Origin of the sequence: Bacillus sp. AFS015802 (genome assembly GCF_002561455.1) — a bacterium.
Taxonomy (GTDB): Bacteria; Bacillota; Bacilli; order Bacillales; family Bacillaceae_B; genus Rossellomorea.
On sequence record NZ_NTUP01000066.1, the window covers coordinates 1 to 24,885 of the forward strand.

Below are 24,885 nucleotides of genomic sequence, written 5' to 3' on the forward strand. Positions count from 1 at the left end.
ATACGACTAGGTCAGTCTAGGTCCGGGGGCTTTTTTACTGCCTCGGCCCAAGCAGCATCACACCAACACCGACAAGACATATACCGGCACCGACCCAGTCATACATATCGGGTGTCTTTTTATCAATACCCCATCCCCATAGAACGGACAGGACGATGAACACCCCGCCATAAGCCGCATAGACACGGCCGAAAGAAGGGAAGGACTGGAAGGTGGCGATGACGCCGTAAAGGGCCAGCGCGATCCCGCCGGCCACTCCCCAATAGCCGGGCTTTCCCTCCCTGAGCCATAACCAGATGAGGTAGCCCCCTCCGATTTCGGCGATTCCAGCAAGGATGAATAGAATAATAGCATTTACCATCTGCAACACTCCTTCTATATATAATTGAATTATAACGCAATCTGAGGTCGGCAAACATTTGTCTATTTCCTCCAAACCTTCTACAATAAAAGGAATCAGAGAACTTCAAAGACGATGGAGGTGGAAAAGAAATGGACAACACCGAAAAGCATTTTTCAGAAGAAAAGTTTTGGGAGAAGTTGAAAAGGTACGGATTAAAGGCTGGACATTCCGTTGTGTATACAGCGCTGCTTCTTTATTTTGTCCTGCAAAAACCGGATGTCCCTAAGAAGTCGAAGATGATCATCATCGGGGCACTAGGGTATTTCATCCTTCCGACAGATTTCATTCCGGACATGGCAGTGGGGGTAGGGTTTACGGACGACCTTGGCGCACTGGGTCTCGCGTTATTGCAGGTGGCAATGTATATCGATGATGAAGTGAAAGGGAAGGCCAAGGCGAAGCTCGCCGACTGGTTCGGAGAGGATGTCGATACGTCTGAGGTGGATGGGAAATTGTGATGGAGATCCAAAGGTTCTGAATCTAAATAGGTTCAGAGCCTTTTTTGATAAACTATATTTTTTGCACATAATCCCGAGTAATCTTATATAAATAATAAATATTAGATTACAGTTTAAGAAATGAGGGATTGAATTGAGAAAATTATTGATTTTTGCCTTAGTCGGTTTTTTCGCACAGTTGGTGGATGGGTCACTTGGGATGGCTTTTGGATTGACGTCTTCTTCCTTGTTGTTAGCGTATGGAGTGGCTCCAGCTGTTGCCTCTGCCTCTATTCACATGTCAGAAATTGCAACGACTGCGGCATCCGGTTTCTCCCATTATAAATTTGGGAATGTCAACAAACGGATGGCTATCTTGCTGGCGATACCAGGTGCCATCAGTGCCTTTGTAGGGGCAGCATTCTTAAGCAATATTCCCGGCGGCTTGATCAAACCTTATATTTCCAGCTTCCTATTACTGTTGGGGGCCTACATTTTCATTCGTTTTCTACTCACGACCAGAAGAGAGAAGGATATCGCATCCAGTGGTAACGCTAAACTGTTAAAGAAACGATTTCTTTTCCCTCTTGGAGCAATAGCTGGATTCTTTGATGCGATTGGTGGAGGAGGTTGGGGGCCGATCAACACCCCCATCCTGATGGCAAACAAACATACTTCCCCACGTGAAGTAGTAGGGACGGTTGATACTAGTGAATTCATCGTTACGATTGCAGCAACCGCGGGGTTTGTCCTGTTCTTAGGTTGGGAACAATTCAACTGGTTCTGGGTATTGGCGTTTGTCATTGGAGGTGTTCTTGCTGCGCCACTTGCAGCATGGCTGGTCAGAATCATGCCTGCCTATCTTCTTGGGGTCCTGGTGGGCGGGTTCATTGTCCTGACGAATCTCAATACGTTATTGAAAGCGGGGGGCGTCAGCGGGGATATTTCCATGGGAGCCTATCTTCTTGTTGCTGTCGTATGGATTGCTGGGATCATCTATAGTCTGAGAAGAAATAGGAAAGGCATTTCCTGAAAAGGAAACGTGAAATATGTCGGGGAAGGTTGAGGTGGCAGTAGTGTCTCCATTCTATAGTCTAGCTACCTCCCTATCCCCCTTACATATCTTTTACTTTATCATCTTATTTTAATTTGGACTGGAAATAATTCCTGCTTTTGACGATGCAGTCTGCGGCTGATTAGATTCACGGATCATATCAATCCATACGAATAGAGTCTGAACAACCATCATTCCCCCTTGAACGTTTCGTCGAATAAATCTTCATCCCCCTGCCGTTCTTTGATTCCATGTTTTTCTTCAAGGTATCGTCCGATTACGGAGTTATTAATTCCTTCACGGACTGCACGTTCTACTATAATGTAAAAGATAAATAGAAAGACGATGAGAATGATCACGCTTATGAAAATAATAAAGAGTTCCATGCTTATTCACCTCCGTTTAAGGCACTATAGTTTAGTCAGTATGATCTTTCTATACATTCCATTAAAAAGGAGTGGCTCATCTTTTTTAAGAGCGATCGCTTCATCGTTCCGCTCATATAATTTCTCGAAGTTCACTCCGATGTCAGTTCCCGCTGCCTTTATAAAGGGTCTGATCATTTTTTGGATGAAGGACATCTTTTGATCTTTAGGTGAGAACTTGTCAAAAATCATCATGCATCCATGAGGTTTTAACACCCTGATCATTTCTTTCATACATAGATCCGGCTCTGGAACGACGGATAAAATTAAGCTGCCGACTACTGCATCGAAGCTGTCATCTGCAAAGCTCATATGCTGTGCGTCCATTTTAATGAATTCAATAGAGGTATTCTTGAATTTGTCTTTTGCTTTTTTTAGCATGTCGCTGGAATAGTCGATAGCAGTAATCCGGAATTGAGTGTGATCCAGGAGCTCAAGGTCAGCCCCGGTGCCAACGCCGACGAACAGGATTCGCTGACGGGGATGAAATGGCGGGTGATGAAAGAGCTTTTGACGAGCTTCAAGGAATTTTCCTGTGTTGAAAATCTTGTCGTATAAAGGGGACCAGAGTTTATAAATGATTTTATTCCAGCGATTGTTCATTTTTTCCCTCCATACTGATTCTTTTTACACAATCCACCCATTCAACACCATCCCCATATTCATCACCATATGAAAAGCAATCGAAGGATAGATGCTTTCTGTTTTCAACACCACGATGGCGTAAAACAGTCCTCCGAAAGAAAACAGGAGACTTAGAAACAACGGGATCCCGATGGAGAGGTGCAGGAGGCCGAATCCGATGCTCGTCACGGAGACGGCATAAACGACTGAGGAGTTTCGCGTTAACGAGGACAGCATCGCTCCTCTCCATATGAACTCTTCAAGTGTTGCGTTGAGGATGGTGAATCCTATTGCGAATAGGAATAATGACTTCACCTCTCCCATTCCCTGTGACCAGATCAAGGGAATGAAGATGGTGCATGATCCTACCAGGCCGATGAATAAAAATAAGGGCTGTGATATGGTATGGGAAGGCATGGATAGACGCTTTCTCCAATCTGGAAGCCTCGTGTGAAAACAGATCTTTTCTTTAGATACTAAGTGTGAGACCCACAAAGCCATCAGGATGAAAAGAAGGAAAGCCCTGTTCAATAGGATATAGGTCTCTTTTGAAACGTCCAAGCCGTTCACCCAACCAGTTGTGATTTGAAACAGTAGGAAACCGAGAAGGAAGAATAGATATAATGAAACGACGGACCGGTTGGTTTTGGTAGATAAAGAGAAGATGAGAAGCCCAAGCAGCGGCAGCAATCCCCAGTCGTACGTTCTGTATGAAAGAAGGATGATTCCTGTGAAAAACAGGGCTGCGGAGCTGATAAGCATCATCGTCTGCTGTGAACGGATCATTAGTGGCCTCCTTGGATGTTCTTGATAACAGTTTAGCATAATTTTCCTATTGTGTAGGAGTTCTTTTGTATGATGGACGAAGATGACGGTCATTGTGGTAAAATTAGGATAGTTTACATAAAAAGGGGGAATGGACAATGTACAAACATATTATTTGGGATTTTGATGGGACTCTTTTTGATACATATCCCGTCATGGCTGAAACCTTCAAGGAAACCCTTGAAAAGAATGGGATTGAGGAGCCTTTAGAGAAAATCATGAAGCAGATGAAGGTATCGATGACACATACTTTTAACTATTATGGTGAGAAGTATGGAATCGGGCAGGAGTTTATCGCAGCCTATGATTCCCGCAGAAAAGAAGTGGAATTTGATTTGTCCAAGCCCTTTGAAGGAATGGTGGAGCTTTGTAAGTATATTCACGAAACGGGGAGAAGGAATTATCTATACACCCACAGGGGAGAGTCTTCCATGAAAATGTTGGAGGATTTCGGGATGACCGGCTATTTCTCCGACTTCATCACCTCAGAGCATGGGTTTGAGAGAAAGCCAAGTCCGGATGCCATTCAGCATTTAATCCGCACTCATCATATCGATCATTCCGAAGCGATCATGATCGGGGACCGGAATTTGGATCTGGAATCTGGAAAGAATGCCGGGATCAGTTCCTGTTACTTTACAGATGTGCTTGTCGAGAATCCTCATGCTGATTATGTGGTAACGAGTGTGGAGGATTTATATAAAATCATTTAAGGATGGAAACCATTGAGGGGCGGACCTTGATGGTTTTTTATATGGGGAAGTGGAGTAGATTGCCCATTCAGATTGTGAGTGAAATCACTCTGGGTGGTAGTAATTGGGAAAAGACGCAATCCCCATGGGTTTGCTCTATCCAAGATCACTATATCCTCATGGAAAGTCTATTTTATCCCTTGATTTCTTCAACCCTACCCAAAATTCTCTCTTTTTCTATCGGTCCATTACGAGCAAATAAGAACGAACCTAAGGGTAAACCGCCGGAGTTTTTCAACGCTCTTTCTTAACATGTCTAAAGATACCCAGATAAACCAGGTTGGTAGCACCCACGAATAGGATGAAGAAATAAGGGACCTCAAGAGAAGTAAATCTGTTTACAAGATAGGCGGTGGCCAATGCAAGGAGGAAGCCGACCGAGGTTGAGACACGGATATTCCTTAATGTGTAGAGGTACCTCATTGTGAATACGTAAACGGTGAAAAGACTGGTGAAGATCATCCATTCTGAAAACGGCAAAGAAGGCATCACTAACAATGAGAAGGCAAGGATGAAAATTATTAAATAAGCTGTGACCATATCATCACTCCCTTTTGATATATACATACCCATGAATGAATCTTTTAAGCCCCAGTCTTAAAGGTGCTTCTTCGTGTTTTGAAACGCTCCATTTCGGATACATTATATGAGCATACACCAAACAGATGATTTGTCATCACCCGTTTAGACATGTGATGATGAATCCATACTAAAATTATCGGAATAAGGAGATGAGAGTATGAATGTAGCAATTGTAGGAGCAAATGGACAGATCGGGAAGCAAGTGGTCGGACTCTTGAAGGAGGGCGGCGAGCATACGCCAAGGGCGATTGTGAGGAAGGAAGAGCAGGTGCAGTCGTTCGAACAGGACGGCGTAGAAGCTTCACTCGTTGACTTGGAAGGAACGGTCGAGCAGATTGCCAATGGATTGAAAGGTGCCGATGCGGTTGTATTCTCTGCCGGGTCCGGCGGCAGTACAGGTTCAGACAAGACGCTTCTCATCGATTTAGACGGAGCAGTGAAAACGATGGAGGCCGCCAAGCAGGTAGGCATCGAACGCTTTGTCATCGTGAGTGCCCTGCAGGCTCATCACCGTGAGAATTGGAACGATTCCTTGAAGCCTTATTATGTGGCGAAGCATTTCGCGGATCGTGCACTGGAAGATAGCGGGCTTACGTATACAATCATCCGTCCAGGTGGACTACTGAACGAAGCAGGCACAGGAGAAGTATCCGCTGCTGAGAATCTGGATAGGGGCTCGATCCCACGTGAAGATGTGGCGAGAACGATCGTGGCGTCCTTGACGGAAGAGAGCACCTTCAATAAGGGCTTCGATCTGATTTCTGGAAGTACCGGAATAGAAGAAGCTGTTAAAAACGTATAAATGATGTAAGGGAATGATCATCGTTGGATGGTCATTCTTTTTTTATGGAAAATTGGATAGACCGAAATATGGGTATAGATGGTAAAATGGTAGGGTGTATGATTCAAATAGAGGAGGGGGAAATCATCGTCCATATCGATTATTCATTTAGTATTGTATCTACCGTGATGTCCATCATGGAATGGGCGGTCATCGGCTTTCTTGCCTATAGAGTATATAAAAGGCTTTCGGCAAAGCCAAAGGTGTGGAAAGTCATTTTCGCCATGTTTGTTGGGTTGTTTTCCTTCACCATCAACATGGAATGGTTTCACGCACTGGTGAAAATCCCGATCTTACCACTAGGCGTGTGGATCCTTTATGGGGTTCTTAGAAGCAAAGAGGGCAGATGGGACACCTATCGCCGGTTTGCCTGGATCGGTTTCCTGGCCAACTTCATCTTCCTGGCAGGAACCTTGATCACCATCCCGATCCAAGCACTAATCTATCCGGAAAACGACCTATCCACCTACATATCAGGAGCCAAAGAAGCCTCCATCAATATCATCCACCCATCTGGTGAGGGACGGACCTTGGATCAGGAGAAGCTGATGAAACAGCTTGCTGACAGTAATCTGGCTGAATTTGATAGTGCGGTGTGGTATGAAGAGATGTCCTTTGAATCGGACGGATTTAAAAACAGGAACGAGCGCTTTCCCTATCAGCTGGTCGGCACCACATCCAAATGGGGAAGCGGTAAAGATCCAGACATCTATCTGGAAAAGGGCGGGGAAGGTATACTCGTATCCACTCCTAAGACGCAGTATTATTTCCGAATTCCCCATTCGGTGCTTAAGGAGGGGAGACGATGAATAAGAGAAAAATCCTTTTCTTGGCGGGTGGATTGCTCGTGATTGGGCTACTTGCGGCGTATTGGCTGTTCGTGGGGAATGAAGATTCCCTTCCGGAAGAAGAGGAAATCATGGCGGGCATCAACGCTACTCTTTCGAATGCAGAAGCCACTGAGGTACAGGACTTTTTAAAGGTTGGCAAGAATCACGGAATAGCACCTTTCCGCTCTGATAACGGGGGTTATTCTTTAAGCTATTGGGAGCGGAACCTGACCGGCTGGAAGGTGAAAGCCGTCCGTACTGACGGGGAGCCCGGGATGTGGATGGTGGATGAAGATGATCCGTCAAGCTTTCATATCGTCTGGAACATCCCCCCGGAAAATCGCGTTAAAACCCTTCAGTACTACTTTATGAGGGAGAGGGGCTACTCGATCAGCGGTGAGGAGCAGCATTATGTTCCCGGCATCCTGATGAAGATGGAGGTCTCCATGGAGGAGAAAACGTTTGGAGTCAAGAAGCTTCCCCGGGAATGGGTTTACGCAATGACCTTATCCGATGGAAGTGAACGTCAGGGCGCATACTTTTGGGAGGAGTTCAGTCCGGGACTGCACTCTGCGTATGGCTGGATCCCACTTGACGCAGGCGGAAAAGAAGTCGAATGGAAGGAAAGCATGGACAGCTCCAGTTACTATAACGGGGATATCCGGGAGGAGTATATGCAAAGATTTAGTGAGGAACAGCTTGAGCGAGGGTTGTTCTAAAAATCAAAAAGGGATGATGCTTTGCGTGTCATTCCTTTTTTAGGTTGAGAAAATTGTGCTAATTTGGAATAATTGGTGTAGGATTACAATTGTCTTGAAGAATGAGGGAGCAGAAGTGAAACATGTATTCGGAGAAAAAATTCAAGGTCACACCTATCAAGGTAGGAAAGGTGTCTATGCCATTGTCTTTCATCCTGAAAAAGATAAAGTTTTGACGGTCCGAAACCAGTCGGGGCAATACTTTCTGCCAGGTGGCGGCATCGAAGGAAATGAAAGCCATGAGGAATGCTTGGAAAGAGAACTGATGGAGGAAACAGGTTTCTATGTATCGATTGGTTCTTACCTTGGTACTGCTAGGTGCTACTTTCTTTCAAGGAAGGGAGACCCCCTTCTGGGTGAGGGAACCTTTTATTTGGTGGAACTGAAGGAAAAGATACAGGAACCAATGGAAGATGACCACATTCCAGTGTGGTTGGATCGAACCGACGCAAAACGGCTCCTTGTACATGACCATCATCATTGGGCAATGGAAGAAGCTTGGGTGCTGAGAAGAAGATCAATGCTAAGGTAAATCGGCACTATCTTCAAGTGTATCTCAAAATAGCGGAAAACATAAAATATAAGAAGTATATATAAATTGAGGAGGTGTTGAAACATGGGACTATTCATTGGGCTTCTTGTATTTCTTGGTCTTGCCGGTGCACTCGGCAGAAGGACCTTGAGGGGAAGCAAGGAGGAGCAGCTGCAGGAACTGGAGCGGGTGAAGTCGAATAGTAATGGATTTGGCGTAGGACTATAAGCTGATTTTCTACTGGGGGAATAACATTTGAAAAGAAGAACATTATTCTTTCTAACGGGCTTCTTATTACTAGGGGGACTGATGTTTTATACCCTGTGGGAAAAGCCGGTGTATGGAAACGATAAAGACTCGATCGTCAAGGTGATCCATTCCATCGAAGGATATGAAAATCGATCCATCAAGATCCTTGAGATAAAAGATTTTGATGAATGGAGATATACTGCGTTTTTGGCCGATCATAGTCCGGGATATGTAGAATTTCAAAAAAATAAGAACGGGAATTATCGATGGAAGCATCTGGAGGTTGCGGAAGGTGAAACATTTGCATCCTTCGATCTCTTTGACCAGAAACTTGTGTATGTCACCAATGATGAAAATGAAATAGCTCGCATGGAAGTGGAAATTAATGGAGAAAAAGTCCAAAGGCAATTCACACCGAATAAAGAGACGGTTACCTGGGCGGAGCTGCCACTCAACGATGAACAGGAATATACGTTTCGGAACTATAGGTATTATGATCAAGAAGGAAATACAATCAGCGAATTCGAGTAGTCTATCATGAACGGGAGTAACCCGGAATCAGATAGGCTCATTTTAAAAAAATTGAGGTTTTTAGTATTTTTGACTACCCCCCTAAGGCTTATTTCACGAACGAGACAATGATCATTACCAACAGAAGAGTAAAAAAAGGAGACCACACGAAATGCCATTCCTCACAACCTCAACACTAACAGAGCGAGAACTCATCAACAAAGCTCTAAAAAAAGAAGGATTAAAACAAGTTTTAAGTGATTCCGGGATCACCAGATTAGGAGAAGGTGCCTGGCACTACGCATATTTAATCGAAGGTGAAGAGCTCGTCTTACGCATCCCGAAAAAGGTCGCTTATGAGAAAGAAGTTGTCTTCAACCGTGAAGAGCTGACGGCGGATTATGCCGGGACGAAAGCATTTTATCAGCATGCCAACAGGACCGGAAAAGGGATGTGTCCCAAGCATTATAACTACCATATTTCCGAGGAGTTTACCTATACCATCGAATCATATGTGGGAAAATCGATCGGACTTGCCGGTCAGACTCCGGAGCAATCGAAACGGTATGGAAGGGAAGTAGGGGAGTTTTTCCTTGCCCTTGAAAAGCTGGATTCTCCCATCCCGGGCATAGGATACATAAGCACAGGGGAACATGGAGAAATCAAAGGGCAATATGAAGGGGAACTGAGTGCGTTCATCCGGGAAGAAACCGAAGAATATCGGGAAGAATGGGAGGCGCTTCTTGAAAGCTCTTATTCTTTTGATAAGGAAAAGGTGAGAAGGACCGGCGAAGACTTGATTTCCACCCGATCCGTCGACTGTGAGAAACGTGTCCTGACGAATCAGGATACATCTCCGGAGAATATGATTTTCACCAGTAACGGCGTCAGAATGATCGACCCGTTTCCGATTATCTATTCGGGGACGTCCCTTGCTGCCAACTACGTCTTTAATTATCAGACGCTGTTCCACGCCTTGCACGATACAAAGCGGCACGGCAAGAATCAATACCACCTCCTGATCCCACAATTGAAGGCCAGTGCAGAAGGCTTCGTGGAAGGATATACTCATGGTTCGAAGCAGAAATGGAACGACCTGAATGTGGAAGTGTACCTGAAACTCGTTACCATGACATATGAACATGATCAGCTGCTGAAGCAGGAATTTTTAAGCCGGGAGCAGATGATCCGGTACGGGGCGAAGGAGAAGATACAAGAGCGGATGAATATCTTCTTAAAGGAACTTGAAGAATTTTAATTCGGTACATGGGAGGAATGGACATGATCAAAAAAATGGGGGTGATGATCGTCACCATCAGCTTGATCTTTTTCGCATACACCCACTCCAGACCCATCGATGAAATCACCGTTGAAAAGAAGGGGGAGGGTGCACCCCAAGTCGTCTATGAAATGAACAACCAGAAAAAGTTAAGGGAGTTTACGGGGCTGGTCGAGTCGTTCAAATGGTATTCAACCGGAATTTACACTGGAACCGACTACACCTTTACGTGGGGCGGGGAACAGTATGATGTTCATCTTCATAAGGACAAGTCGGTGGAAATCTTTCGAATCAGAGATGGAGAGATTGAAAGGACAGTCTTACTTGCTGGAGATGCAGGTCCGTTTTTAGAACTAATGACGGGCGGGAAGATGGAGAGGTAAAAGGATGAAAAAAGGGGCTATTCTCTTAATCTGCTTCATAGGATTAGGAGTCTTCTATTATATGACCATAGGGATTAAAGTGGATTATGAAAAAATTCCACTGCAACAAGCACCGGATAAAATCCGGAAAGCGATTTACGAAGAAACGGACCTGACAGGTTTTCGTATTTTTCAAGAAGGTCGACATACCTATGTTTATTACAAAAGCAAAGACACGACAAACGATTATATAACCACTAACCTCGAAATGAGGTGGAAAGCTGGGAGCATGGTGGCAATGGCACGAGTGGATCATGCAGTGAGCGATGGTCTTATCAGTTATGATCAGATGATAAGGATGAAACATACGTCAGAGGAAGACATGATGTTTGAAGAGCAAATCATGTCAAAATAAGCATCGGAAGCACATCCCACTGCTCTTTAATGAATAATTCCTGACATGAAACTCGGCATTTCTCATAAAATATTCTGAGGTGAATAAAATGCCAAGAGTCAAATACACTGATGCAGATGTGGCCTTAATGGCCAGGATGATGAGAGCGGAAGCGGAAGGCGAAGGGAAGCAAGGGATGCTGTACGTGGGCAATGTCATCGTGAACCGTGCGAAAGCGGAATGCCTGGACTTCAAAGAGGTGAGAAGCATCCGACAAGTCATTTTCCAGGTCCAGGGCGGGAACTATTCCTTTGAAGCGGTCCAAAAAGGAAATCTCTTCTATAACCGGGCAAGATCCGTTGAAAAGAGGTTAGCCAAAAAGAATCTGGACTATTGGGCCATGCATCCTGCAAAGTACGCCCTCTGGTATTTCAACCCCTATGCCCCATGTCCTCCAACTTGGTACGACCAGCCCTTCGCGGGGCAATATAAACAACATTGTTATTACGAACCGGCGGCGGGAACATGTGCAAGTGTGTATACGGGTGGATAAGGATACTTACATCACAAGACGGGAACTTCCTGATTTAACGGGTGGTTCTTTTTTTATGGAGAATCCAGACCACTATCCGTCTGTAGTCTGATGTAAAATTTTCCAGTTTGCTTTACTGTAAGAGTAGATGAACAGGAGGAGATACACGTGAACCAAATACGTACGAAGCAATGGAATCTAAAAGACGTCAGTCCTGGAGACCAGCCCGTGAAAGATCAAATCCATGAAATTCTTCTACATATCGAAGAAACACAAAGAGCATTGGACCATATGACAAATCCGGATGATGCGGTGGACATGACAAAACGAGTGCAGGATCTATATACGAAGGTGTTTCATATGGATGAATATATCTTCTGCCTGGCAGCGGAAGATGTTCTGGACGGGGAAGGGCAGGATCTTATGGCCAGAGGCAGTGGGCTTAAGGCAAAGATGGATACGCTGCTTCTCTCTTACAGTCAGTGTCTTGCCCATATGTCAGAGGAGAACTGGCAATCATTCATTGGGAGAAAAGAAGTGATGGGAATTGAACGGTTTCTGACGGAACAAAGACGCAAGGTGAAGGATCAGCTCCCCCCTGAGATGGAGAATCTGATTCATGCCCTTTCGGTTCACGGATTTAACGGTTGGGAAGACCAGTACGAGCAGGAATATGCACGACTCACTGTGCCAGTAAAGAAGGATGAGGGAACGGAAGATATCTCCTTTGATAAGGCGTATATTCTCGGCATGTTGTCTAATGACAGGAGTACAAGAAAGGAAATCTCTGCGTCTCTTGCAAACGTTTGCCGTGAGAACGAAGACCGGTTCGCATCGATTTTCAACCATTTTGCCGGTTTCCGGAATGAGCTGTACCAGTTGAGAGGATGGACGAATCCACTGAAGGAAATGTTCGAGCAAAACCGGATTTCTGAAGCTTCTGTCACAAGCATGATGGACACACTCCACTCTCACACGTCCTTGCTGCATCGGTTTTTGAAACGGAAAGCTAAATTGACTGGCGTGGATAAGCTGAGTTGGTTTGACATCTATGCCCCGACGTTCACTTCCAAGTCGACGCTGACGTATGAAGAAGCGGCTGAGATCGTCATCGGGCAGTTCACCCTCTTTAGTGAGAAGCTCGGGCAATTTGCAAGAAATGCGTTCGAAGAGGGATGGATCGATGCAGATCCCGCTGATCATAAGCGTCACGGCGCATTTTGTGCGTCATTCCCGAATGTGAAGGAAAGCCGCGTGATGCTCTCCTTTACCGGCAACTATAACGATGTCGTCACCATCGCACATGAACTGGGGCATGCGTATCACAATTCCCTCCTTCATGAACAGCCCGGTTTCTCCCACAAGGTAGGCACAGGTCTTGCCGAAACGGCGTCGACATTCGCTGAAAATCTCGTCCTAGATGCGGCCATTGATCTGGCAAAAACAGATGAAGACCGACTCTCTCTTTTAGAGATGAAAATCACGAATGGATTGAAATATACGACATTCATCCCGGCCAAGTTCGAGTTCGAAGCCGCTTTTTACAAAAAACGCCTGAACGGAAAGCTTTCTGCAGGTGAAATCGTGAAGTTAATGGAAGAAACAGAAAGAGACTGGTTCAACGATTCCCTGGAAGAAGTGAATGTCCACAACTGGATGACGATTCCTCACTTCTTTAATACGGAGAAAGCCTTCTATAACCTTCCGTACTCGATTGGTTACTTGTTCAGTAACGGCGTCTATTCGCTCTATCAGGAGGAGAAGGAGACATTTCCGGAACGGTATGATCAGCTGCTTACCTCCTCAGGAAACCAATCGATGGAGGAGTTGAGTGGTGGATACCTGAAGGAAGAGTTAGGACCGGACTTTTGGGAGAGCGCTATCCGTCCCCTCGAGGAAGCGATAGAGACGTTTTTGGAAGAGACGGAAAGATATATGTAAGGATGGAGACAGTCGCTTCAATAGGCGACTGTCTTTGCTCTTGTTACAAAGAATAGACAAAAAGATGCGTGCATTTTATAGAAAAGTGATTGAGTTCATTCGATGCTTTTGAAATAATTGGAATTAGAAATAATCATACGGGAGGCTATCAAGAGTGAGTACATACGGCCAAGATTTATTTAAAGGTGCAGCAACCTATTATTCAAAATACAGACCCACCTATCCATCTACTTTAATCAGATTCCTAGTGAAAGAGTTCTCATTAAATGGAGAGCAGAACCTCCTGGATCTCGGATGCGGGACGGGACAACTGACGATACGGTTTTCAGATTGGTGCGACAAGATCGTCGGAATTGATTTTGAACCGGAGATGATAGAAGAAGCGAGACGTCTGCATGAAGAAATGAGGATCGGTCAGATTCAATGGTTCAATGGAACGTTAGAAGAATACCAATCTACGGAACCATTTCATCTCGTAACGATTGCCAAAGCCTTTCATTGGATGGACAGGCGGGAGGTGTTGGATGAATTATATGAAATCGTTTCTCCTGGGGGCGGGGTAGCGATCATTGATACTTACGAACCTAATAAAGTATTGGAACCATGGCAGGTAAGATTCAATGAAGTGATTGAAAAATGGTACGGAAACGAGAGAAAAGCCGGGAATTCCACCTATACCCATCCCGTTACCAGCCACGAAGACATCCTTTCACAGTCTAAATTCAATCTTGAATCACACACTTTACCTACATACGAAATCATCTGGACGATCGAGTCGCTGCTCGGGAACCTTTACTCGACCTCATACGGTACGAAGCGTTACCTTGGCTCGAATGTGGCCATATTTGAAGATGAAGTGAAAGAGGCGATGCTCGAACTGAGTGAGTCGGGAGAATTTAAAGAAGAGACGACGTTGTCGGTGAAGATTGGGAGAAAAGTGAATTGATGATGCAAAAAGCGGCTAATCCCTTTTTAAAGAAAGCAAATAAAATCTAATGGAGAGTATATGAAAAAATACAGAGTGGCTGCCATAAATAATCTACTTGAGCACGACCTACATACATTACTAAAAGAAAGTAAGGAGGAGGGTTTCCGATTTGTAAAAAGGCTTGTGAACGAATATCAGGATGGAACGAATCGTTTTAACAAATCAGGGGAAGCGTTGTACGGTATTTATAATGAAAAGAATGAATTGGTAACGGTGGGTGGACTTACTATGGATCCCGACACGCCTGGAGCAGGCAGGGTGAGACGGTTTTATGTGAAAAAAGAATGCAGAAACGAAGGGTTAGGGACGCTTCTGTTAAACCGGATCATCCATGATGCAAGGCGTTTTTTTCACTTACTGGTACTCAATACCGATACGGTGCAGGCAGATCGTTTCTATACCTCGTTCGGGTTTGTAAAAAGCAATCTCTTCCCTAATGCTACTCATTATTTAGAAATAGGTGGCTTTTTCAAAATCGATTGTGGTGATATGTATTTAAAGGAATTCTCTATAGCCGATGCCAGTTCTATACATAGAATCTCCAATCAGCCAGAAATAGCCCATTACCTTCCAGACTGGAAATCATCATTCGAACAAAGGCTCGACTGGGTGGCCAATTATGAAATCCCGGCGAATGAAGCGTTCCTTCAGTCTGCGGCCAAAACCGGGGATGTAGAGGATCATATTTTGAAGATGGGAGTCTTTCTCAAGGATACAAATGAGTTGATCGGCTGGTGCTGTACAGGAATTAAAGAGGAACTCCCTGAACCGAATCGGGAAATTATGTATGCCATTTCAAGTGAACATCAAGGAAAGGGCTATGCAACGAAAGCTTCGTTGGAATTGATCCGTTATCTGTTCACACAAACAAATGTTGAAATCCTCAATGCCGTAGCTCTCTTGGACAATGGGCCATCGGTGAAAGTCATTGAGAAATGTGGGTTTTCCTATCATGGACAAGTGACGATTGATCAAGAGAAGTTCCATCATTTTCGATTGAATAAATCTGAAGGGGGTTTAACGCAATGAGTGATAAATGGCTGGAATGGGCCAAACGGATACAGGCTCTGTCTCAATCGGGCCTTTCCTTCTCAAAGGACGTTTACGATAGGGAGAGATACGAAGAACTAAGGTCGATCAGTACAGAGATCATGCAGGAATATACCGGCCTTGAAATGAAAAAGATCAAGGATCTATTCGCGAACGAAGAAGGCTATCAAACCCCTAAAGTCGATGTAAGGGGTGTTGTATTCAAAGACAATAGAATTCTGATGGTTAAAGAAAAAATCGATGATAAATGGTCCTTGCCGGGCGGGTTTTGTGACATCGGCCTGTCTCCGGGTGAAAACATCGTCAAAGAGATCAAGGAAGAAGCAGGATATGACGCAACACCTGTAAAATTACTCGCTTTATTGGACCTGAACAAACATGCCCATCCCCCACAGCCTTACCACTACTACAAGATCTTAATTCAATGCAGAGTGACCGGAGGGGAAGGGAAAAGCGGCGTCGAAACGAAGGGGATCGGATTTTTTGAAGAAGACCATTTGCCGGAACTGTCCGTTGGGAGAAATACAGAATCGCAGATTAAGATGCTGTTTGAATTTTTGCGGGATCCCCGGAAGGAAACCGTGTTTGATTGAAACGTACAGATAGGTGGGTGAAACGTCAATGTATATAGGTGATCTATTCTTTCAGATGTTGGTTTTACTACTATTGTTTGTGGGGGCCCTATCCTTCACTCTCTTCATCAGAAGGATTCTGGTAAACAGTAGAAGCCGTCACCATGCCTCTGATGAAATGAACAGGAAGTTGGATCGAATCATAGAGCTCTTGGAGAAGCAGAACCAACAAGGGGAGTGAGGGGGAGCAATCGTGACGCGTTGTGTTCACTGTGAGGGGAATTTGTCTTGGTTTTTTATTTTTAAGAGATTACTGATTGTAAAAAGTTCCAATATTCAGTGCCCTTCCTGTCATCAGACACTGTACTTCACATCACGTTCCAAAGGAGTTTTGTTGGGGACGACGATGCTGATCCCCGTGTTTTTTGTTCTGGCATTCATGCTAGGCTATATGACTTTGTTCGTGGTGATTACCCTTGGATGGATACTTGGGATGCCATGGTTTGTGAATGTAACCGAAAAGGATGAGGCATTATTTTAAAAGAAGGAGATGGTTGAAATGAGACGCATGCCGTTTGAAAGGCCAACAGACTATTATAATGACAAACTATTACCAATCGATGAGGAGCTGTGCGCACTGCTTCAAAAAAGAAAGGAAATATCCCATAACAATCCGGGATACCCCAAACTCGAAGATATTGTAAAATGGGCAGAAAAATATGATGTGTATGAGGATCTCTTAAGATCGGTCTTTGGTGTGCTGGAAAATGAAGAGGCTTTCAAGCCACAAATAGAACCTGAGGAATTTCAATATTACAGACGTATCTTACAAGCGGTTGAAACGGAAGAATGTATCTATACGGTGCCGTTTATAAAGCAGTATAGCAATGCCAGTGTGGTTCACCTGAACATCGACAGGGAATACGATGAGAGCCTTGAGAAACAAAGGTTTCACAGAAACAGCTTTTGGCACTTGGAAATCGGGGAAGGTTATGATTGCCGCGTGACGGGTGGAGGAGGATCTCAAGAGCATACGAGCTTTGACTTTATTGTGACACCTCCGTTACCTGAAGACCTGTCCGGGCTTACGTTGACCTTCAAAGAGTATGGGACTCCTTTTCAAAAGAAGCCGACGGGCGTGGAGGTTGTATTTACGTTAAGTTGAAAATGATAAGAAAGAGTTGAAGGAATTATGAAACTCATTCCTAGTAAATGGGAAACAAAGAGATTAATAGTAGTGGACCTTGAAGAAGAGGAAATTTACCACGTTCAGGCTCTCTATGAAAAGGGGAGCTACATCCACCAATGGGACGGTGGAACATTGGATGAAGGGTTCGTTAAGCGCTGTTTCATGGAGGGGGATCTGCCTCCGGGTGGAACGAAGGAAAACTTTAGGATTCAGGTGATCCGGATGAAGGAACCCGATTGTTTAGTCGGTCTGCTTGTCAGTTACCATGGTTACCCTGTTCCGGACTCCTTTTACATCAACTATCTTTCCATCGACCCTGACCATCATAAAAAAGGACTGGGACAGGAAGTAGTAGAGGCATTACTGGATATCGTGAAACCGCACCACTATCAAGAAGTACGGGCAAATGTCGCAATGAAGAACTGGGGAGCTTTACGGTTTTGGTCGAAGCTTGGGCTTAATACGATTAATGGCATCTATGGGGACCCTGTACACGGGGAAGATTCATTTGCCGATGTTGAGTTGATGAAGAGACTGTAACGAGTTAAATTGTGACTATTCGGTATGAATGCACTGTAAGGAGAGGACACTTATGGATCAATTAAAAGTATTATGCCACAAAATCCAACTCGGCGAATGGATCTCTGAACCGAAAAAAATGTCGGGCGGCCTCTTACATACGATGTATGCAGTTGAAACAATGAAAGGGAAATTCGCAATAAAAGCACTGAATCCCTCTATCATGAAGAGACCGGATGCACTTGGAAACTATATTCGTTCGGAAGAGGTCGCCCGATTGGCATCAGAGAATGTGCCGGCCCTTCCGGCTAAGACGTTTAACGGACATGCGATGCAGAAAATAAAGGATCAGTGGTATCTGGTGTTTGATTGGGTAGAAGGGAAAAGTGTAAAAACAGATGAGATCACCATGGGGCATTGCAGGATAATGGGGTCTATTCTGGCAGATATTCATCGTATAAATGTTCAAGGGATAGGCTTAGTAACAGAAGAAACAGAGGTCCGTCCCTCAATTGATTGGAGTTCCTATCTAATGAAAGGTCAAGCCGTGGAAGCGGTGTGGATGGAGCTGTTCGAGGATACGATCGTACATTTGTATGAGTGGGATGCAGGGTCACGTGAAGCTGAGGAGAGGCTTGGAACCGATATGGTGGTGAGCCATCGGGATTTGGATCCAAAGAATGTATTGTGGGTTCAGGGGGAACCGATTCTGATTGATTGGGAGTCGGCCGGTTTGATTCAGCCCATGCATGATTTGGTTGAGACCGCTTTATACTGGTCGGGAAGGTTCGATCAAGACCGGTTTTCTGCGTTTATCAGTGGGTACAAGGGTGAAAACAGGAACCTGAAGGCAGACTGGCAAGCGGTATTGGCACTGGGTTTCTCGGGAAAGCTCGGATGGCTCGAATATAATCTAAAACGATCACTTTGGATGGAATGTACGGATAAACAAGAGCAACAATTAGGGACCGTACAAGTACTTGATACGTTAAGGGAGATCAGGGAGTACGCCGAACGCATTCCAGAGCTATTAAAATGGTTACAAGTTGATTAGGGGGACAGCATCCCCCCCGTTGTTACCTCAACCCAAACATCCCTTTCCCATCCTCCATATTGATCGGCAAGGATGAATGTTCGTGTACGATCAGCCACGTATCCTTTACTTTTTCCAGGCAGAACGTAAAGCGGTTCGTCATCTGACGCAGTTTTTCCCCGGAGGATTCTTTGTGGGCAGCGAATGTCACAGCGCAGTGGGCAAAGGCAAGATCCTTTGTTTCTTCGATCACCACATCTTGAAAATCGACTTTCAGGATTTCTCCGTCAGCCTTTAAACCGATGAACCACTCGGTCACACTCTCTTGCCATGAAGCAATTCCAATACACTCCCACTTCCCCCAGCAGTCATAGATATGGACAACGGGATCATAGATGGAGAGGAATCTTTCGATGTCTCTTTCATGAATCGCATCTTTGTATTGTTCGAGGACGTCCTTGACGCTCATCATCTCATCTCCTTTCATCTCTAACCATTTCAAGGAAGGTGGAAAGATTTCCTTCTTGTCAAAGAAATTTCACCTCTGTATTAATTGGAAAAAGCAGGTTGTCATGATGTGTACCTTATATTACTATGAAAATAGCAATTGGATTTGTTTTCCATTCACTTAGGGAGGGATAGGATGGTTCGTAAATTCGCTCGATTTATAGTTGTATTAACCGTTATTACATTAAGTGTGATCAGTATCTGCCATATTCCTGCACTTATCTTTAAAGACATTCCGCCACCGGCTGACCAACCTTTTGCAGAGGAAACGAAAGAGTTGGGATTTTTTCCAGGCAACTACGTCATTGAATTGAAAAAAACGATTGGTGAGCTGTATCATTTTTCGGATATTAGCTATGTCGCCCAGGGTACCAACGTTGAGCGGGCGATTTTTCCATACATACTGGAATCCTATACGTATTCGCTGCTTCTCCTATTTGTTTCACTCTTCATCGCACTGTTTTTTGCCGTCCTTTTTACGACCGGAACGTTTTATTTACCGAGAAAAATGCAAGAAGCAGTGAAAAACATCCTGACGGTTTTAGAGGCGCTGCCGGATGTATTCGTGATTTTCTCCTTACAGCTGGGGGCCATATGGGTGTTCAAACATACGAATCTGCTGGTGACAGAGCCTTATTCATTATCTGGACAGAAGATTTATTTCCTGCCCATCCTCACTCTGTCCTTGATTCCGATGATCTATCTTTATAAAAATACGTTCCTGATGTATGAGAATGAACTGGGGAAGCCTTATGTCGAGCTTGGGGTGGCAAAGGGGATGGGGAAGCTGTACATCCTGATCCGACATGTCTTTCCAAACGTTCTCTACTCCTTTTTTTATAACTTGAAATATATGTATCTACTGCTTCTATCCAACATGATCATCCTCGAATACATGTATAACATTTACGGCATTTTACAATTCATCACCAATCATCCCAGTTATGAAATCATATCGGTGGCCTTGATTTTGTTAACGTTCCCATTATCCATCGTCTTTTTCTTCATTCAAACATTTCTGCCGAAAGGAGTGACAATCTATGATCAGAAGGCTGTTTAAACAAGGAAGCTTTCTAGCGGGTCTCTTTCTGTTCGTTCTTCTATTGGGGACAAGCTACGTGAATAGTCACTTCTTTAAAGAGGATGTAGGGGAGATTTCTCAAGAGGAATACTATAACAATAAGCCGCTCCCTCCTTCATGGGAACACCCCTTTGGTACTTCAGCAGGCGGGATCGATATGTTTGACGCAACGTTGGAGCAGACGATGCCTACACTGAAGTTTGCCATTGTTGTCACGATTGGACGGATGCTCATTTCCTTAATACTGGGATTCGTATACGGAATGTTCTATCGAAGGTTAAAGTGGTTGGATGTTTTCATAGAAGGATTTCATTTTGTCCCCACTACGCTTCTGGCATTCTTATTGCTATATAGTATGAGATTGATGGATTTTACTATTTTTATGGAGGATCCCGACTTCAGGTGGAGTCTGACTACCTACATATTAATCGGAGTGGGCATCCCCTCATTAGCTCAACTAGTCGGAAAAGAAACCTTTCTGGCGTTGCAGCAGGAATTCATCCAGGGTGCCAGGGTGCTGGGAGGAAGAAATCTGCACATTTTGGCAAAGCATGTCCTCCCCAGCGTAAGAGGAAAATTCCTGTTGATTTCCAGCGGTCAAATGATCGCTGTGTTGACCCTGATGATGCACGTATCGATTCTTGGGTATTACGTCCCCGGGTGGACGGCATTCATCGGAAGCAGATACTATGAATTGATGATTTCCCCGTGGATCATTTTCTTCCCGGTCCTGTTATTAACCCTTCTGATTGTTTCACTGACCCTCATGACAAACGGAGTCCGAACCTTTTTGGATGGGGATTACTTAAGGAGAAGGTCTTCCATTCTTTCGGGTGATCGGGGCGTCCGGAGCCAATCGTCTAAAAGCATGTCATTTTGATTAGAAAAGGAGAGAGTAATCAATGAAAAGTCCAATCTTAAATCAAATCAATACGGTCTTTGTGCATGTCAGCAACCTGAAGGAATCGGTACGGTGGTATTCCGAGTTATTGGGTCAGCCCTATGAGCTGGATCAGGTAGAAGATCCCGTCTATAACCTGTCCATCAATCACTTTACGGGACTGACATTGGATGCAGGGCCTGAAGGGGAAAAGAAGGATTCCGTGAAGAATGAGCATCCCCTCTTCAATTTTCACACCGAGAATATTGAGGAGGCCTATTCGTATGTAAAAGAGTTGAACTATGAAATCGTTTCTGAGATGACGAGATTTGATGATTTCTCCTTCTTCGTCATCCAGGATCCCGACGGCAATCGGGTGATGATCTGTACGGGATAGTGAGGAGTGCCCAAGATAGCGGGCACTCCTGTTTTTATATCTTCAAATGAAGGATGTGCTGAGGTCCTTTAGGTCCAACATAAACCTCGTCTTCGTCGATGAAGCCTGTCTTCAGGTAGAGATTGATGGCAGGCTGGTTCCGTTTGTTCACACCGAGGACGACTTCGTTCGTTTCAGGGAGATTTTCCCTGATGAAGCCTGGTAATTGGTTGAGCCCGTTTTTGGCGATGCCCCGTCCCTGGTGTCTTGCATCGATAGAAAACGAGGTTAACAGTCTTGCTTGTGGATTAGTAGAATATTTGCGAAGCTTTTCTCCTTTTTCCAAAGCGAAGTAGCCTACGGGTGTGTCATCACTTAGGATCACTATGTGACGGGTGTCTGGTGAGATGGTGGGATTATGAATTTTATCGAGAGGCAGGCTCGTGAATTGGAGCTGATCTTCCGGCAGGTGAAAGTCGCTAAGCTTGCGTTCAAACGATTCATTGTACAGGGCTAGAGTGATGGTTGACATGTGTTTGATCCTCCGATTCTGTAGTATGAACAAATTATAGTGTATTTGGAATTTTAGGACAAATAAAAGTTGGAAAAAAGTGCTTATTAAGGTAAAATAAGAACATATGTTTCATCTTGAACGGGATAGGGGGAGATCATAATGAAAACCACATATAAACCGACATGGAATCTCGATAGCATCTTCAATGGGGGAAGCTCATCATCTGAATTACACGACCATATGAAACAGACGGAAGCGAGCGTTTCGGAGCTGGAAGAAATCATTCAGAAGGTGACACCGGAGCCGGATCATCTAGCAGTTGTTCTGGAAAGGCTGCGGGAAATAAAGGTGTCGATATCACAGATAAGGTCCTTTGCAATATGTCTTCTTTCAGTGGATCCGAACGATCAGGGAGCACAATTTTATAGAGGGGAAGCAACGAGGCTACAATCAAGATATGATTCTATCAGCAGCGACCTGAAGAGAGTGTTAGCTTCCATAGAGGAAGGGGTATGGGGAAGTCTCCTTGCTTCAGAGAGTCTTAAGGAGTACCGTTTCATCCTGGGAGAATGGCGGGAAGAAGCGGAACGGGAGCCTTCCAGGGAAGTATCTGAGCTTATGACAGACGGATACCGTGCCTGGGGCCAATTTTATCAATCATTCATGAGCAGCATCAAGGTACAGGTGAGGGGAGAAGAACTTTCAGTTGGACAGGCCATCAATCTCCGAACGCATGAAGATGAAGCGGTCAGAAAAGAATCCCATGAGGCGCTGGTGGCAAAGTGGACCGAACACGAGGGACAGTTCGCCCAGATCCTGAATCATCTGACAGGCTTCAGGGTGAATATGTATAAGAACATGGATGTTGAGGACGTCCTTCGTATCCCTCTCGCCCAAAACCGGATGAAGCCGGAAACGCTGAACGCGATGCTTTCAGTGATAGAGAAGCATAAAGAGCCGTTTGCCCACTATTTGAATGTGAAAGCAACGATGAATGGAGATGCCAAAATGAAGTCCTACCATTTCTGGTCCCCGATGAATCACGATCATCAAGGAATGGGGTACGGGGAAGCCGCCGCGTTAATTGAGGAGCGGTTTCGTGCATTTGGAACAGAAATGGGTGATTTTGCCGAGACGGCATTCCATGAAGGATGGGTCGAAGCGGAAAACCGTCCCGGTAAGTCGGCGGTTCCCATTTGTGCAGGATTTCCGTTGACGGGGGAGTCGAGGGTATTCATGACGTTTCCCGGAACCTTCAAAGGGGTGCTCACCCTTGTGCATGAATTGGGTCATGCGTTTCATAACCATGCCATGAAACCAGTGAACGGAATGAACAAGTCCTATCCCATGAGCCTGGCGGAAACGGCGTCGACTTTCGCAGAAATGATCATCCTGGAAGCAGCGATGGACAAAGCTGAGACGGACGAAGAGAAGTTGTTCCTTCTTGACGAGAAATTGAAGAGGAGCGTCATGAACTTCATGAATCTGCACGCGAGATTTATTTTCGAGAAGAATGTTCACGAAGAACGGAGAAAAGGATTCATTTCGGCAGGACGCTTGAATGAACTCATGGAGTCTGCCATGGAAGAGGGGTATCGCGGTGCCCTTGATGAGGTCCCGGTTCACTCGTGGATTTGGACGCCCCATTTTTATAAAACAGAGTCTCCTTTCTATAACTTTCCGTACACCTTTGGATATTTGCTGGCACTCAATCTCTTCGCCAGAGCGAAGGAAACGGGTCAAGAGTTCGAGGAACAGTACATGGAGCTCCTTAGGGATTCAGGAAGCATGACGGCAGAAGACCTCGTCATGAAGCATTTGGGAGAGGACATCACAGAGGAAGCCTTTTGGGAAAGGGGAATGGAGCTGTGTGTAAGGGATAGTGAGGAATTTGTGAGATTGGCAGGGTCACAATGAAGAATCAGCGGGATGAAGAATATTTGAGAGTAGGAGAAACCACATGGACAAAATCGTACATAACATAGCCGACCGATTAAACAAGCAAAAAGGAAGAGCGGTCATCGGCATTTCTGGTCACGGAGCGTCCGGGAAAACGACGTTTGCAAAGAACCTGTTGATGCTGCTCGAAGGACAGAAGATCAATTATATCAACACCGACCCATATATCGTGAGTTCGGCTGTCAGAAAGCATTCCTTCATCGAATATGAATATAAGAATGAAAAGCATCAATCCAAAATGACCGCATGCCATCCCGCCGCCCACCATCTATTCGCCCTGGACCGGGACGTGAGGATGGCGAGGGAGGGGATGGATTTTTATACGTTGGACGTTCCTTATGAACCGAGGCGGCTCGTCTCTTCCCGAAACAACCTGACGATTGTGGAAGGAATGTCCGTCGCTTTCAGCAAACCGGATTTATATGACCTGAAAATCTACCTCTACACAGATGGCGAAACGGAGCTGATGAGAAGGGGCATCCGCGACGTGAACGAAAGAGGGATGGAAGTGGAATATTTACGAAAAACCCATGACGAGCGGAGAATTCAATATGAGGTCTTCATGCACCCGAAAAGCGGACTTTTTGATGTGGTGGTGAGGAATTCGGATGATGGGTATCGGGTGGAAAAAGGTTTGAAGGAATGGGGCTAATCCTAAAAAGGGATGAGCTTTTTTAAAATGAAATAGTGATTGTGTATAATGGTTTATTTTGACATAATTGGTAGTATGGGGATGTAAAATAAACCGATGGGATGGGTAGGGTACTCTGTGCTGTTTGGATTCATTAGTGGGGTATTAGCAAAGACCCAGCCTCAACAACCATTTATAGGAAATCCTGTGCTTTCAGTGGTTGTCTTACTATATACGATTTATGTGAGAAGGGGAT

General features: G+C 44.9%; 34 protein-coding genes and 1 pseudogene. 28 read left to right on the forward strand and 7 right to left on the reverse strand.

What is annotated here, in order from left to right; genetic code table 11:
- Window positions 1-34 precede the first annotated feature (34 nt).
- Window positions 35-361: a YnfA family protein gene (locus tag CN378_RS17230; RefSeq protein WP_098353727.1), complete on the reverse strand. Its 327-nt coding sequence runs from the start codon at window positions 359-361 to the stop codon at window positions 35-37.
- Window positions 362-492: 131 nt separating this feature from the next.
- Between CN378_RS17230 and CN378_RS17235 the strand changes: the two genes are divergently transcribed.
- Window positions 493-861: a YkvA family protein gene (locus CN378_RS17235; RefSeq protein ID WP_098353728.1), complete on the forward strand. Its 369-nt coding sequence runs from the start codon at window positions 493-495 to the stop codon at window positions 859-861.
- Between the two features lie 133 nt (window positions 862-994).
- Complete coding sequence (locus tag CN378_RS17240) at window positions 995-1,873, forward strand: sulfite exporter TauE/SafE family protein (RefSeq protein WP_098353729.1); 879 nt, start codon at window positions 995-997, stop codon at window positions 1,871-1,873.
- Window positions 1,874-2,085: 212 nt separating this feature from the next.
- Here CN378_RS17240 and CN378_RS17245 read toward each other — a convergent pair whose 3' ends face one another.
- The 3 genes from CN378_RS17245 to CN378_RS17255 are packed head-to-tail and all read right to left on the reverse strand — an operon-like array spanning window position 2,086 to window position 3,729.
- A complete protein-coding gene (locus CN378_RS17245) occupies window positions 2,086-2,280 on the reverse strand; it encodes a hypothetical protein (RefSeq protein WP_098353730.1) in 195 nt (64 codons plus the stop codon).
- A gap of 24 nt (window positions 2,281-2,304) precedes the next feature.
- Entirely contained in the window at window positions 2,305-2,922 is a 618-nt protein-coding gene (locus CN378_RS17250) for a class I SAM-dependent methyltransferase (protein ID WP_098353731.1), read from the reverse strand.
- Between the two features lie 24 nt (window positions 2,923-2,946).
- Complete coding sequence (locus CN378_RS17255; protein WP_257141194.1) at window positions 2,947-3,729, reverse strand: CPBP family intramembrane glutamic endopeptidase; 783 nt, start codon at window positions 3,727-3,729, stop codon at window positions 2,947-2,949.
- A 137-nt stretch (window positions 3,730-3,866) separates the two neighbouring features.
- Between CN378_RS17255 and CN378_RS17260 the strand changes: the two genes are divergently transcribed.
- Window positions 3,867-4,481 carry an HAD-IA family hydrolase gene (locus CN378_RS17260; RefSeq protein WP_098353732.1) on the forward strand — a complete coding sequence of 205 codons (615 nt, stop codon included), beginning with the start codon at window positions 3,867-3,869 and terminating at the stop codon, window positions 4,479-4,481.
- Window positions 4,482-4,754: 273 nt separating this feature from the next.
- On the opposite strand, the gene CN378_RS17270 is transcribed toward CN378_RS17260, so the two are convergent.
- On the reverse strand, window positions 4,755-5,060 hold the full coding sequence (locus CN378_RS17270) for a hypothetical protein (protein WP_098353734.1): 306 nt from the start codon (window positions 5,058-5,060) through the stop codon (window positions 4,755-4,757).
- Window positions 5,061-5,259: 199 nt separating this feature from the next.
- On the opposite strand from CN378_RS17270, the gene CN378_RS17275 reads away from it, so the two are divergent.
- The 20 genes and pseudogenes from CN378_RS17275 to CN378_RS17355 all read left to right on the forward strand — a co-directional run bounded on the left by CN378_RS17275 (window position 5,260) and on the right by CN378_RS17355 (window position 18,702).
- Window positions 5,260-5,904 carry an SDR family oxidoreductase gene (locus tag CN378_RS17275; protein ID WP_098353735.1) on the forward strand — a complete coding sequence of 215 codons (645 nt, stop codon included), beginning with the start codon at window positions 5,260-5,262 and terminating at the stop codon, window positions 5,902-5,904.
- 98 nt (window positions 5,905-6,002) lie between these two features.
- On the forward strand, window positions 6,003-6,752 hold the full coding sequence (locus CN378_RS17280; RefSeq protein WP_142323624.1) for a hypothetical protein: 750 nt from the start codon (window positions 6,003-6,005) through the stop codon (window positions 6,750-6,752).
- On the forward strand, window positions 6,749-7,492 hold the full coding sequence (locus CN378_RS17285; protein ID WP_098353737.1) for a hypothetical protein: 744 nt from the start codon (window positions 6,749-6,751) through the stop codon (window positions 7,490-7,492). Before CN378_RS17280 ends, CN378_RS17285 begins: the two co-directional genes overlap by 4 nt.
- Before the next feature lie 94 nt (window positions 7,493-7,586).
- Window positions 7,587-8,063, forward strand: coding sequence for an NUDIX hydrolase (locus tag CN378_RS17290; protein ID WP_257141195.1), 477 nt, complete (start codon window positions 7,587-7,589; stop codon window positions 8,061-8,063).
- An 84-nt stretch (window positions 8,064-8,147) separates the two neighbouring features.
- Window positions 8,148-8,291, forward strand: coding sequence for a hypothetical protein (locus tag CN378_RS22705; RefSeq protein WP_179884956.1), 144 nt, complete (start codon window positions 8,148-8,150; stop codon window positions 8,289-8,291).
- Between the two features lie 27 nt (window positions 8,292-8,318).
- Window positions 8,319-8,843, forward strand: a complete 525-nt coding sequence (locus CN378_RS17295; RefSeq protein WP_142323625.1) for a hypothetical protein — start codon at window positions 8,319-8,321, stop codon at window positions 8,841-8,843.
- Window positions 8,844-8,994: 151 nt separating this feature from the next.
- Window positions 8,995-10,080 (forward strand): aminoglycoside phosphotransferase family protein, encoded by a 1,086-nt coding sequence (locus CN378_RS17300; protein WP_098353739.1) that lies wholly within the window; start codon window positions 8,995-8,997, stop codon window positions 10,078-10,080.
- A 23-nt stretch (window positions 10,081-10,103) separates the two neighbouring features.
- On the forward strand, window positions 10,104-10,484 hold the full coding sequence (locus CN378_RS17305; protein WP_098353740.1) for a hypothetical protein: 381 nt from the start codon (window positions 10,104-10,106) through the stop codon (window positions 10,482-10,484).
- A 4-nt stretch (window positions 10,485-10,488) separates the two neighbouring features.
- Window positions 10,489-10,878, forward strand: coding sequence for a hypothetical protein (locus CN378_RS17310; protein WP_098353741.1), 390 nt, complete (start codon window positions 10,489-10,491; stop codon window positions 10,876-10,878).
- An 88-nt stretch (window positions 10,879-10,966) separates the two neighbouring features.
- A complete protein-coding gene (locus CN378_RS17315) occupies window positions 10,967-11,410 on the forward strand; it encodes a cell wall hydrolase (protein ID WP_098353742.1) in 444 nt (147 codons plus the stop codon).
- A 147-nt stretch (window positions 11,411-11,557) separates the two neighbouring features.
- Window positions 11,558-13,330: a M3 family oligoendopeptidase gene (locus CN378_RS17320; protein ID WP_098353743.1), complete on the forward strand. Its 1,773-nt coding sequence runs from the start codon at window positions 11,558-11,560 to the stop codon at window positions 13,328-13,330.
- A gap of 154 nt (window positions 13,331-13,484) precedes the next feature.
- Window positions 13,485-14,276, forward strand: coding sequence for a class I SAM-dependent methyltransferase (locus CN378_RS17325; RefSeq protein ID WP_098353744.1), 792 nt, complete (start codon window positions 13,485-13,487; stop codon window positions 14,274-14,276).
- A gap of 60 nt (window positions 14,277-14,336) precedes the next feature.
- A pseudogene (locus tag CN378_RS23000) lies at window positions 14,337-14,729 on the forward strand (GNAT family N-acetyltransferase); the annotation flags it as partial.
- Window positions 14,730-14,807: 78 nt separating this feature from the next.
- Window positions 14,808-15,347 carry a GNAT family N-acetyltransferase gene (locus CN378_RS23005; protein WP_257141217.1) on the forward strand — a complete coding sequence of 180 codons (540 nt, stop codon included), beginning with the start codon at window positions 14,808-14,810 and terminating at the stop codon, window positions 15,345-15,347.
- Entirely contained in the window at window positions 15,344-15,961 is a 618-nt protein-coding gene (locus CN378_RS17335; protein ID WP_098353746.1) for an NUDIX hydrolase, read from the forward strand. Before CN378_RS23005 ends, CN378_RS17335 begins: the two co-directional genes overlap by 4 nt.
- 28 nt (window positions 15,962-15,989) lie before the next feature.
- The gene (locus tag CN378_RS17340; RefSeq protein WP_098353747.1) at window positions 15,990-16,181 is read left to right on the forward strand and encodes a DUF4083 domain-containing protein; all 192 of its coding nucleotides are present in this window, start codon (window positions 15,990-15,992) and stop codon (window positions 16,179-16,181) included.
- 12 nt (window positions 16,182-16,193) lie between these two features.
- Window positions 16,194-16,481, forward strand: a complete 288-nt coding sequence (locus tag CN378_RS22365) for a TIGR04104 family putative zinc finger protein (protein WP_179884957.1) — start codon at window positions 16,194-16,196, stop codon at window positions 16,479-16,481.
- Between the two features lie 18 nt (window positions 16,482-16,499).
- Window positions 16,500-17,105 carry a hypothetical protein gene (locus CN378_RS17345; RefSeq protein ID WP_098353748.1) on the forward strand — a complete coding sequence of 202 codons (606 nt, stop codon included), beginning with the start codon at window positions 16,500-16,502 and terminating at the stop codon, window positions 17,103-17,105.
- Window positions 17,106-17,132: 27 nt separating this feature from the next.
- Complete coding sequence (locus CN378_RS17350) at window positions 17,133-17,669, forward strand: GNAT family N-acetyltransferase (protein WP_098353749.1); 537 nt, start codon at window positions 17,133-17,135, stop codon at window positions 17,667-17,669.
- 52 nt (window positions 17,670-17,721) lie between these two features.
- Window positions 17,722-18,702, forward strand: a complete 981-nt coding sequence (locus CN378_RS17355; RefSeq protein WP_098353750.1) for a phosphotransferase — start codon at window positions 17,722-17,724, stop codon at window positions 18,700-18,702.
- A 22-nt stretch (window positions 18,703-18,724) separates the two neighbouring features.
- Here CN378_RS17355 and CN378_RS17360 read toward each other — a convergent pair whose 3' ends face one another.
- Window positions 18,725-19,150, reverse strand: a complete 426-nt coding sequence (locus tag CN378_RS17360; protein ID WP_179884958.1) for a YybH family protein — start codon at window positions 19,148-19,150, stop codon at window positions 18,725-18,727.
- 174 nt (window positions 19,151-19,324) lie between these two features.
- On the opposite strand from CN378_RS17360, the gene CN378_RS17365 reads away from it, so the two are divergent.
- Genes CN378_RS17365 through CN378_RS17375 form a run of 3 tightly spaced genes read left to right on the forward strand, consistent with a single transcriptional unit; the run spans window position 19,325 to window position 21,546 of the window.
- Complete coding sequence (locus CN378_RS17365; protein WP_098353752.1) at window positions 19,325-20,248, forward strand: ABC transporter permease subunit; 924 nt, start codon at window positions 19,325-19,327, stop codon at window positions 20,246-20,248.
- Entirely contained in the window at window positions 20,229-21,149 is a 921-nt protein-coding gene (locus tag CN378_RS17370; protein ID WP_098353753.1) for an ABC transporter permease subunit, read from the forward strand. The genes CN378_RS17365 and CN378_RS17370 overlap by 20 nt, the downstream gene beginning before the upstream one ends.
- A 22-nt stretch (window positions 21,150-21,171) precedes the next feature.
- On the forward strand, window positions 21,172-21,546 hold the full coding sequence (locus tag CN378_RS17375) for a VOC family protein (protein WP_098353754.1): 375 nt from the start codon (window positions 21,172-21,174) through the stop codon (window positions 21,544-21,546).
- 34 nt (window positions 21,547-21,580) lie between these two features.
- Here the strand turns inward: CN378_RS17375 and CN378_RS17380 are convergent, their stop codons facing one another.
- Window positions 21,581-22,057, reverse strand: coding sequence for a GNAT family N-acetyltransferase (locus tag CN378_RS17380; RefSeq protein WP_098353755.1), 477 nt, complete (start codon window positions 22,055-22,057; stop codon window positions 21,581-21,583).
- 141 nt (window positions 22,058-22,198) lie between these two features.
- Here CN378_RS17380 and CN378_RS17385 point away from each other — a divergent pair, with 141 nt between their 5' ends.
- Both CN378_RS17385 and CN378_RS17390 read left to right on the forward strand, forming a co-directional pair.
- Window positions 22,199-23,956: a M3 family oligoendopeptidase gene (locus tag CN378_RS17385; RefSeq protein ID WP_179884959.1), complete on the forward strand. Its 1,758-nt coding sequence runs from the start codon at window positions 22,199-22,201 to the stop codon at window positions 23,954-23,956.
- Between the two features lie 43 nt (window positions 23,957-23,999).
- Window positions 24,000-24,650, forward strand: coding sequence for a uridine kinase family protein (locus CN378_RS17390; RefSeq protein WP_098353757.1), 651 nt, complete (start codon window positions 24,000-24,002; stop codon window positions 24,648-24,650).
- Window positions 24,651-24,885 lie beyond the last annotated feature (235 nt).

Coding starts and splice junctions, on each gene's coding strand:
- CN378_RS17345 (WP_098353748.1), top strand. CDS start 16,500: ATGAGACGCATGCCGTTTGAAAGGCCAACAGACTATTATAATGACAAA.
- CN378_RS17385 (WP_179884959.1), top strand. CDS start 22,199: ATGAAAACCACATATAAACCGACATGGAATCTCGATAGCATCTTCAAT.
- CN378_RS17370 (WP_098353753.1), top strand. CDS start 20,229: ATGATCAGAAGGCTGTTTAAACAAGGAAGCTTTCTAGCGGGTCTCTTT.
- CN378_RS17335 (WP_098353746.1), top strand. CDS start 15,344: ATGAGTGATAAATGGCTGGAATGGGCCAAACGGATACAGGCTCTGTCT.
- CN378_RS17350 (WP_098353749.1), top strand. CDS start 17,133: ATGAAACTCATTCCTAGTAAATGGGAAACAAAGAGATTAATAGTAGTG.
- CN378_RS17380 (WP_098353755.1), bottom strand. CDS start 22,057: ATGTCAACCATCACTCTAGCCCTGTACAATGAATCGTTTGAACGCAAG.
- CN378_RS17315 (WP_098353742.1), top strand. CDS start 10,967: ATGCCAAGAGTCAAATACACTGATGCAGATGTGGCCTTAATGGCCAGG.
- CN378_RS17305 (WP_098353740.1), top strand. CDS start 10,104: ATGATCAAAAAAATGGGGGTGATGATCGTCACCATCAGCTTGATCTTT.
- CN378_RS17280 (WP_142323624.1), top strand. CDS start 6,003: ATGATTCAAATAGAGGAGGGGGAAATCATCGTCCATATCGATTATTCA.
- CN378_RS17300 (WP_098353739.1), top strand. CDS start 8,995: ATGCCATTCCTCACAACCTCAACACTAACAGAGCGAGAACTCATCAAC.
- CN378_RS17235 (WP_098353728.1), top strand. CDS start 493: ATGGACAACACCGAAAAGCATTTTTCAGAAGAAAAGTTTTGGGAGAAG.
- CN378_RS17310 (WP_098353741.1), top strand. CDS start 10,489: ATGAAAAAAGGGGCTATTCTCTTAATCTGCTTCATAGGATTAGGAGTC.
- CN378_RS17270 (WP_098353734.1), bottom strand. CDS start 5,060: ATGGTCACAGCTTATTTAATAATTTTCATCCTTGCCTTCTCATTGTTA.
- CN378_RS17390 (WP_098353757.1), top strand. CDS start 24,000: ATGGACAAAATCGTACATAACATAGCCGACCGATTAAACAAGCAAAAA.
- CN378_RS17340 (WP_098353747.1), top strand. CDS start 15,990: ATGTATATAGGTGATCTATTCTTTCAGATGTTGGTTTTACTACTATTG.
- CN378_RS23005 (WP_257141217.1), top strand. CDS start 14,808: ATGTATTTAAAGGAATTCTCTATAGCCGATGCCAGTTCTATACATAGA.
- CN378_RS17245 (WP_098353730.1), bottom strand. CDS start 2,280: ATGGAACTCTTTATTATTTTCATAAGCGTGATCATTCTCATCGTCTTT.
- CN378_RS17230 (WP_098353727.1), bottom strand. CDS start 361: ATGGTAAATGCTATTATTCTATTCATCCTTGCTGGAATCGCCGAAATC.
- CN378_RS17355 (WP_098353750.1), top strand. CDS start 17,722: ATGGATCAATTAAAAGTATTATGCCACAAAATCCAACTCGGCGAATGG.
- CN378_RS17365 (WP_098353752.1), top strand. CDS start 19,325: ATGGTTCGTAAATTCGCTCGATTTATAGTTGTATTAACCGTTATTACA.
- CN378_RS17250 (WP_098353731.1), bottom strand. CDS start 2,922: ATGAACAATCGCTGGAATAAAATCATTTATAAACTCTGGTCCCCTTTA.
- CN378_RS17360 (WP_179884958.1), bottom strand. CDS start 19,150: ATGAGCGTCAAGGACGTCCTCGAACAATACAAAGATGCGATTCATGAA.
- CN378_RS22705 (WP_179884956.1), top strand. CDS start 8,148: ATGGGACTATTCATTGGGCTTCTTGTATTTCTTGGTCTTGCCGGTGCA.
- CN378_RS17255 (WP_257141194.1), bottom strand. CDS start 3,729: ATGATCCGTTCACAGCAGACGATGATGCTTATCAGCTCCGCAGCCCTG.
- CN378_RS17375 (WP_098353754.1), top strand. CDS start 21,172: ATGAAAAGTCCAATCTTAAATCAAATCAATACGGTCTTTGTGCATGTC.
- CN378_RS17275 (WP_098353735.1), top strand. CDS start 5,260: ATGAATGTAGCAATTGTAGGAGCAAATGGACAGATCGGGAAGCAAGTG.
- CN378_RS17285 (WP_098353737.1), top strand. CDS start 6,749: ATGAATAAGAGAAAAATCCTTTTCTTGGCGGGTGGATTGCTCGTGATT.
- CN378_RS17260 (WP_098353732.1), top strand. CDS start 3,867: ATGTACAAACATATTATTTGGGATTTTGATGGGACTCTTTTTGATACA.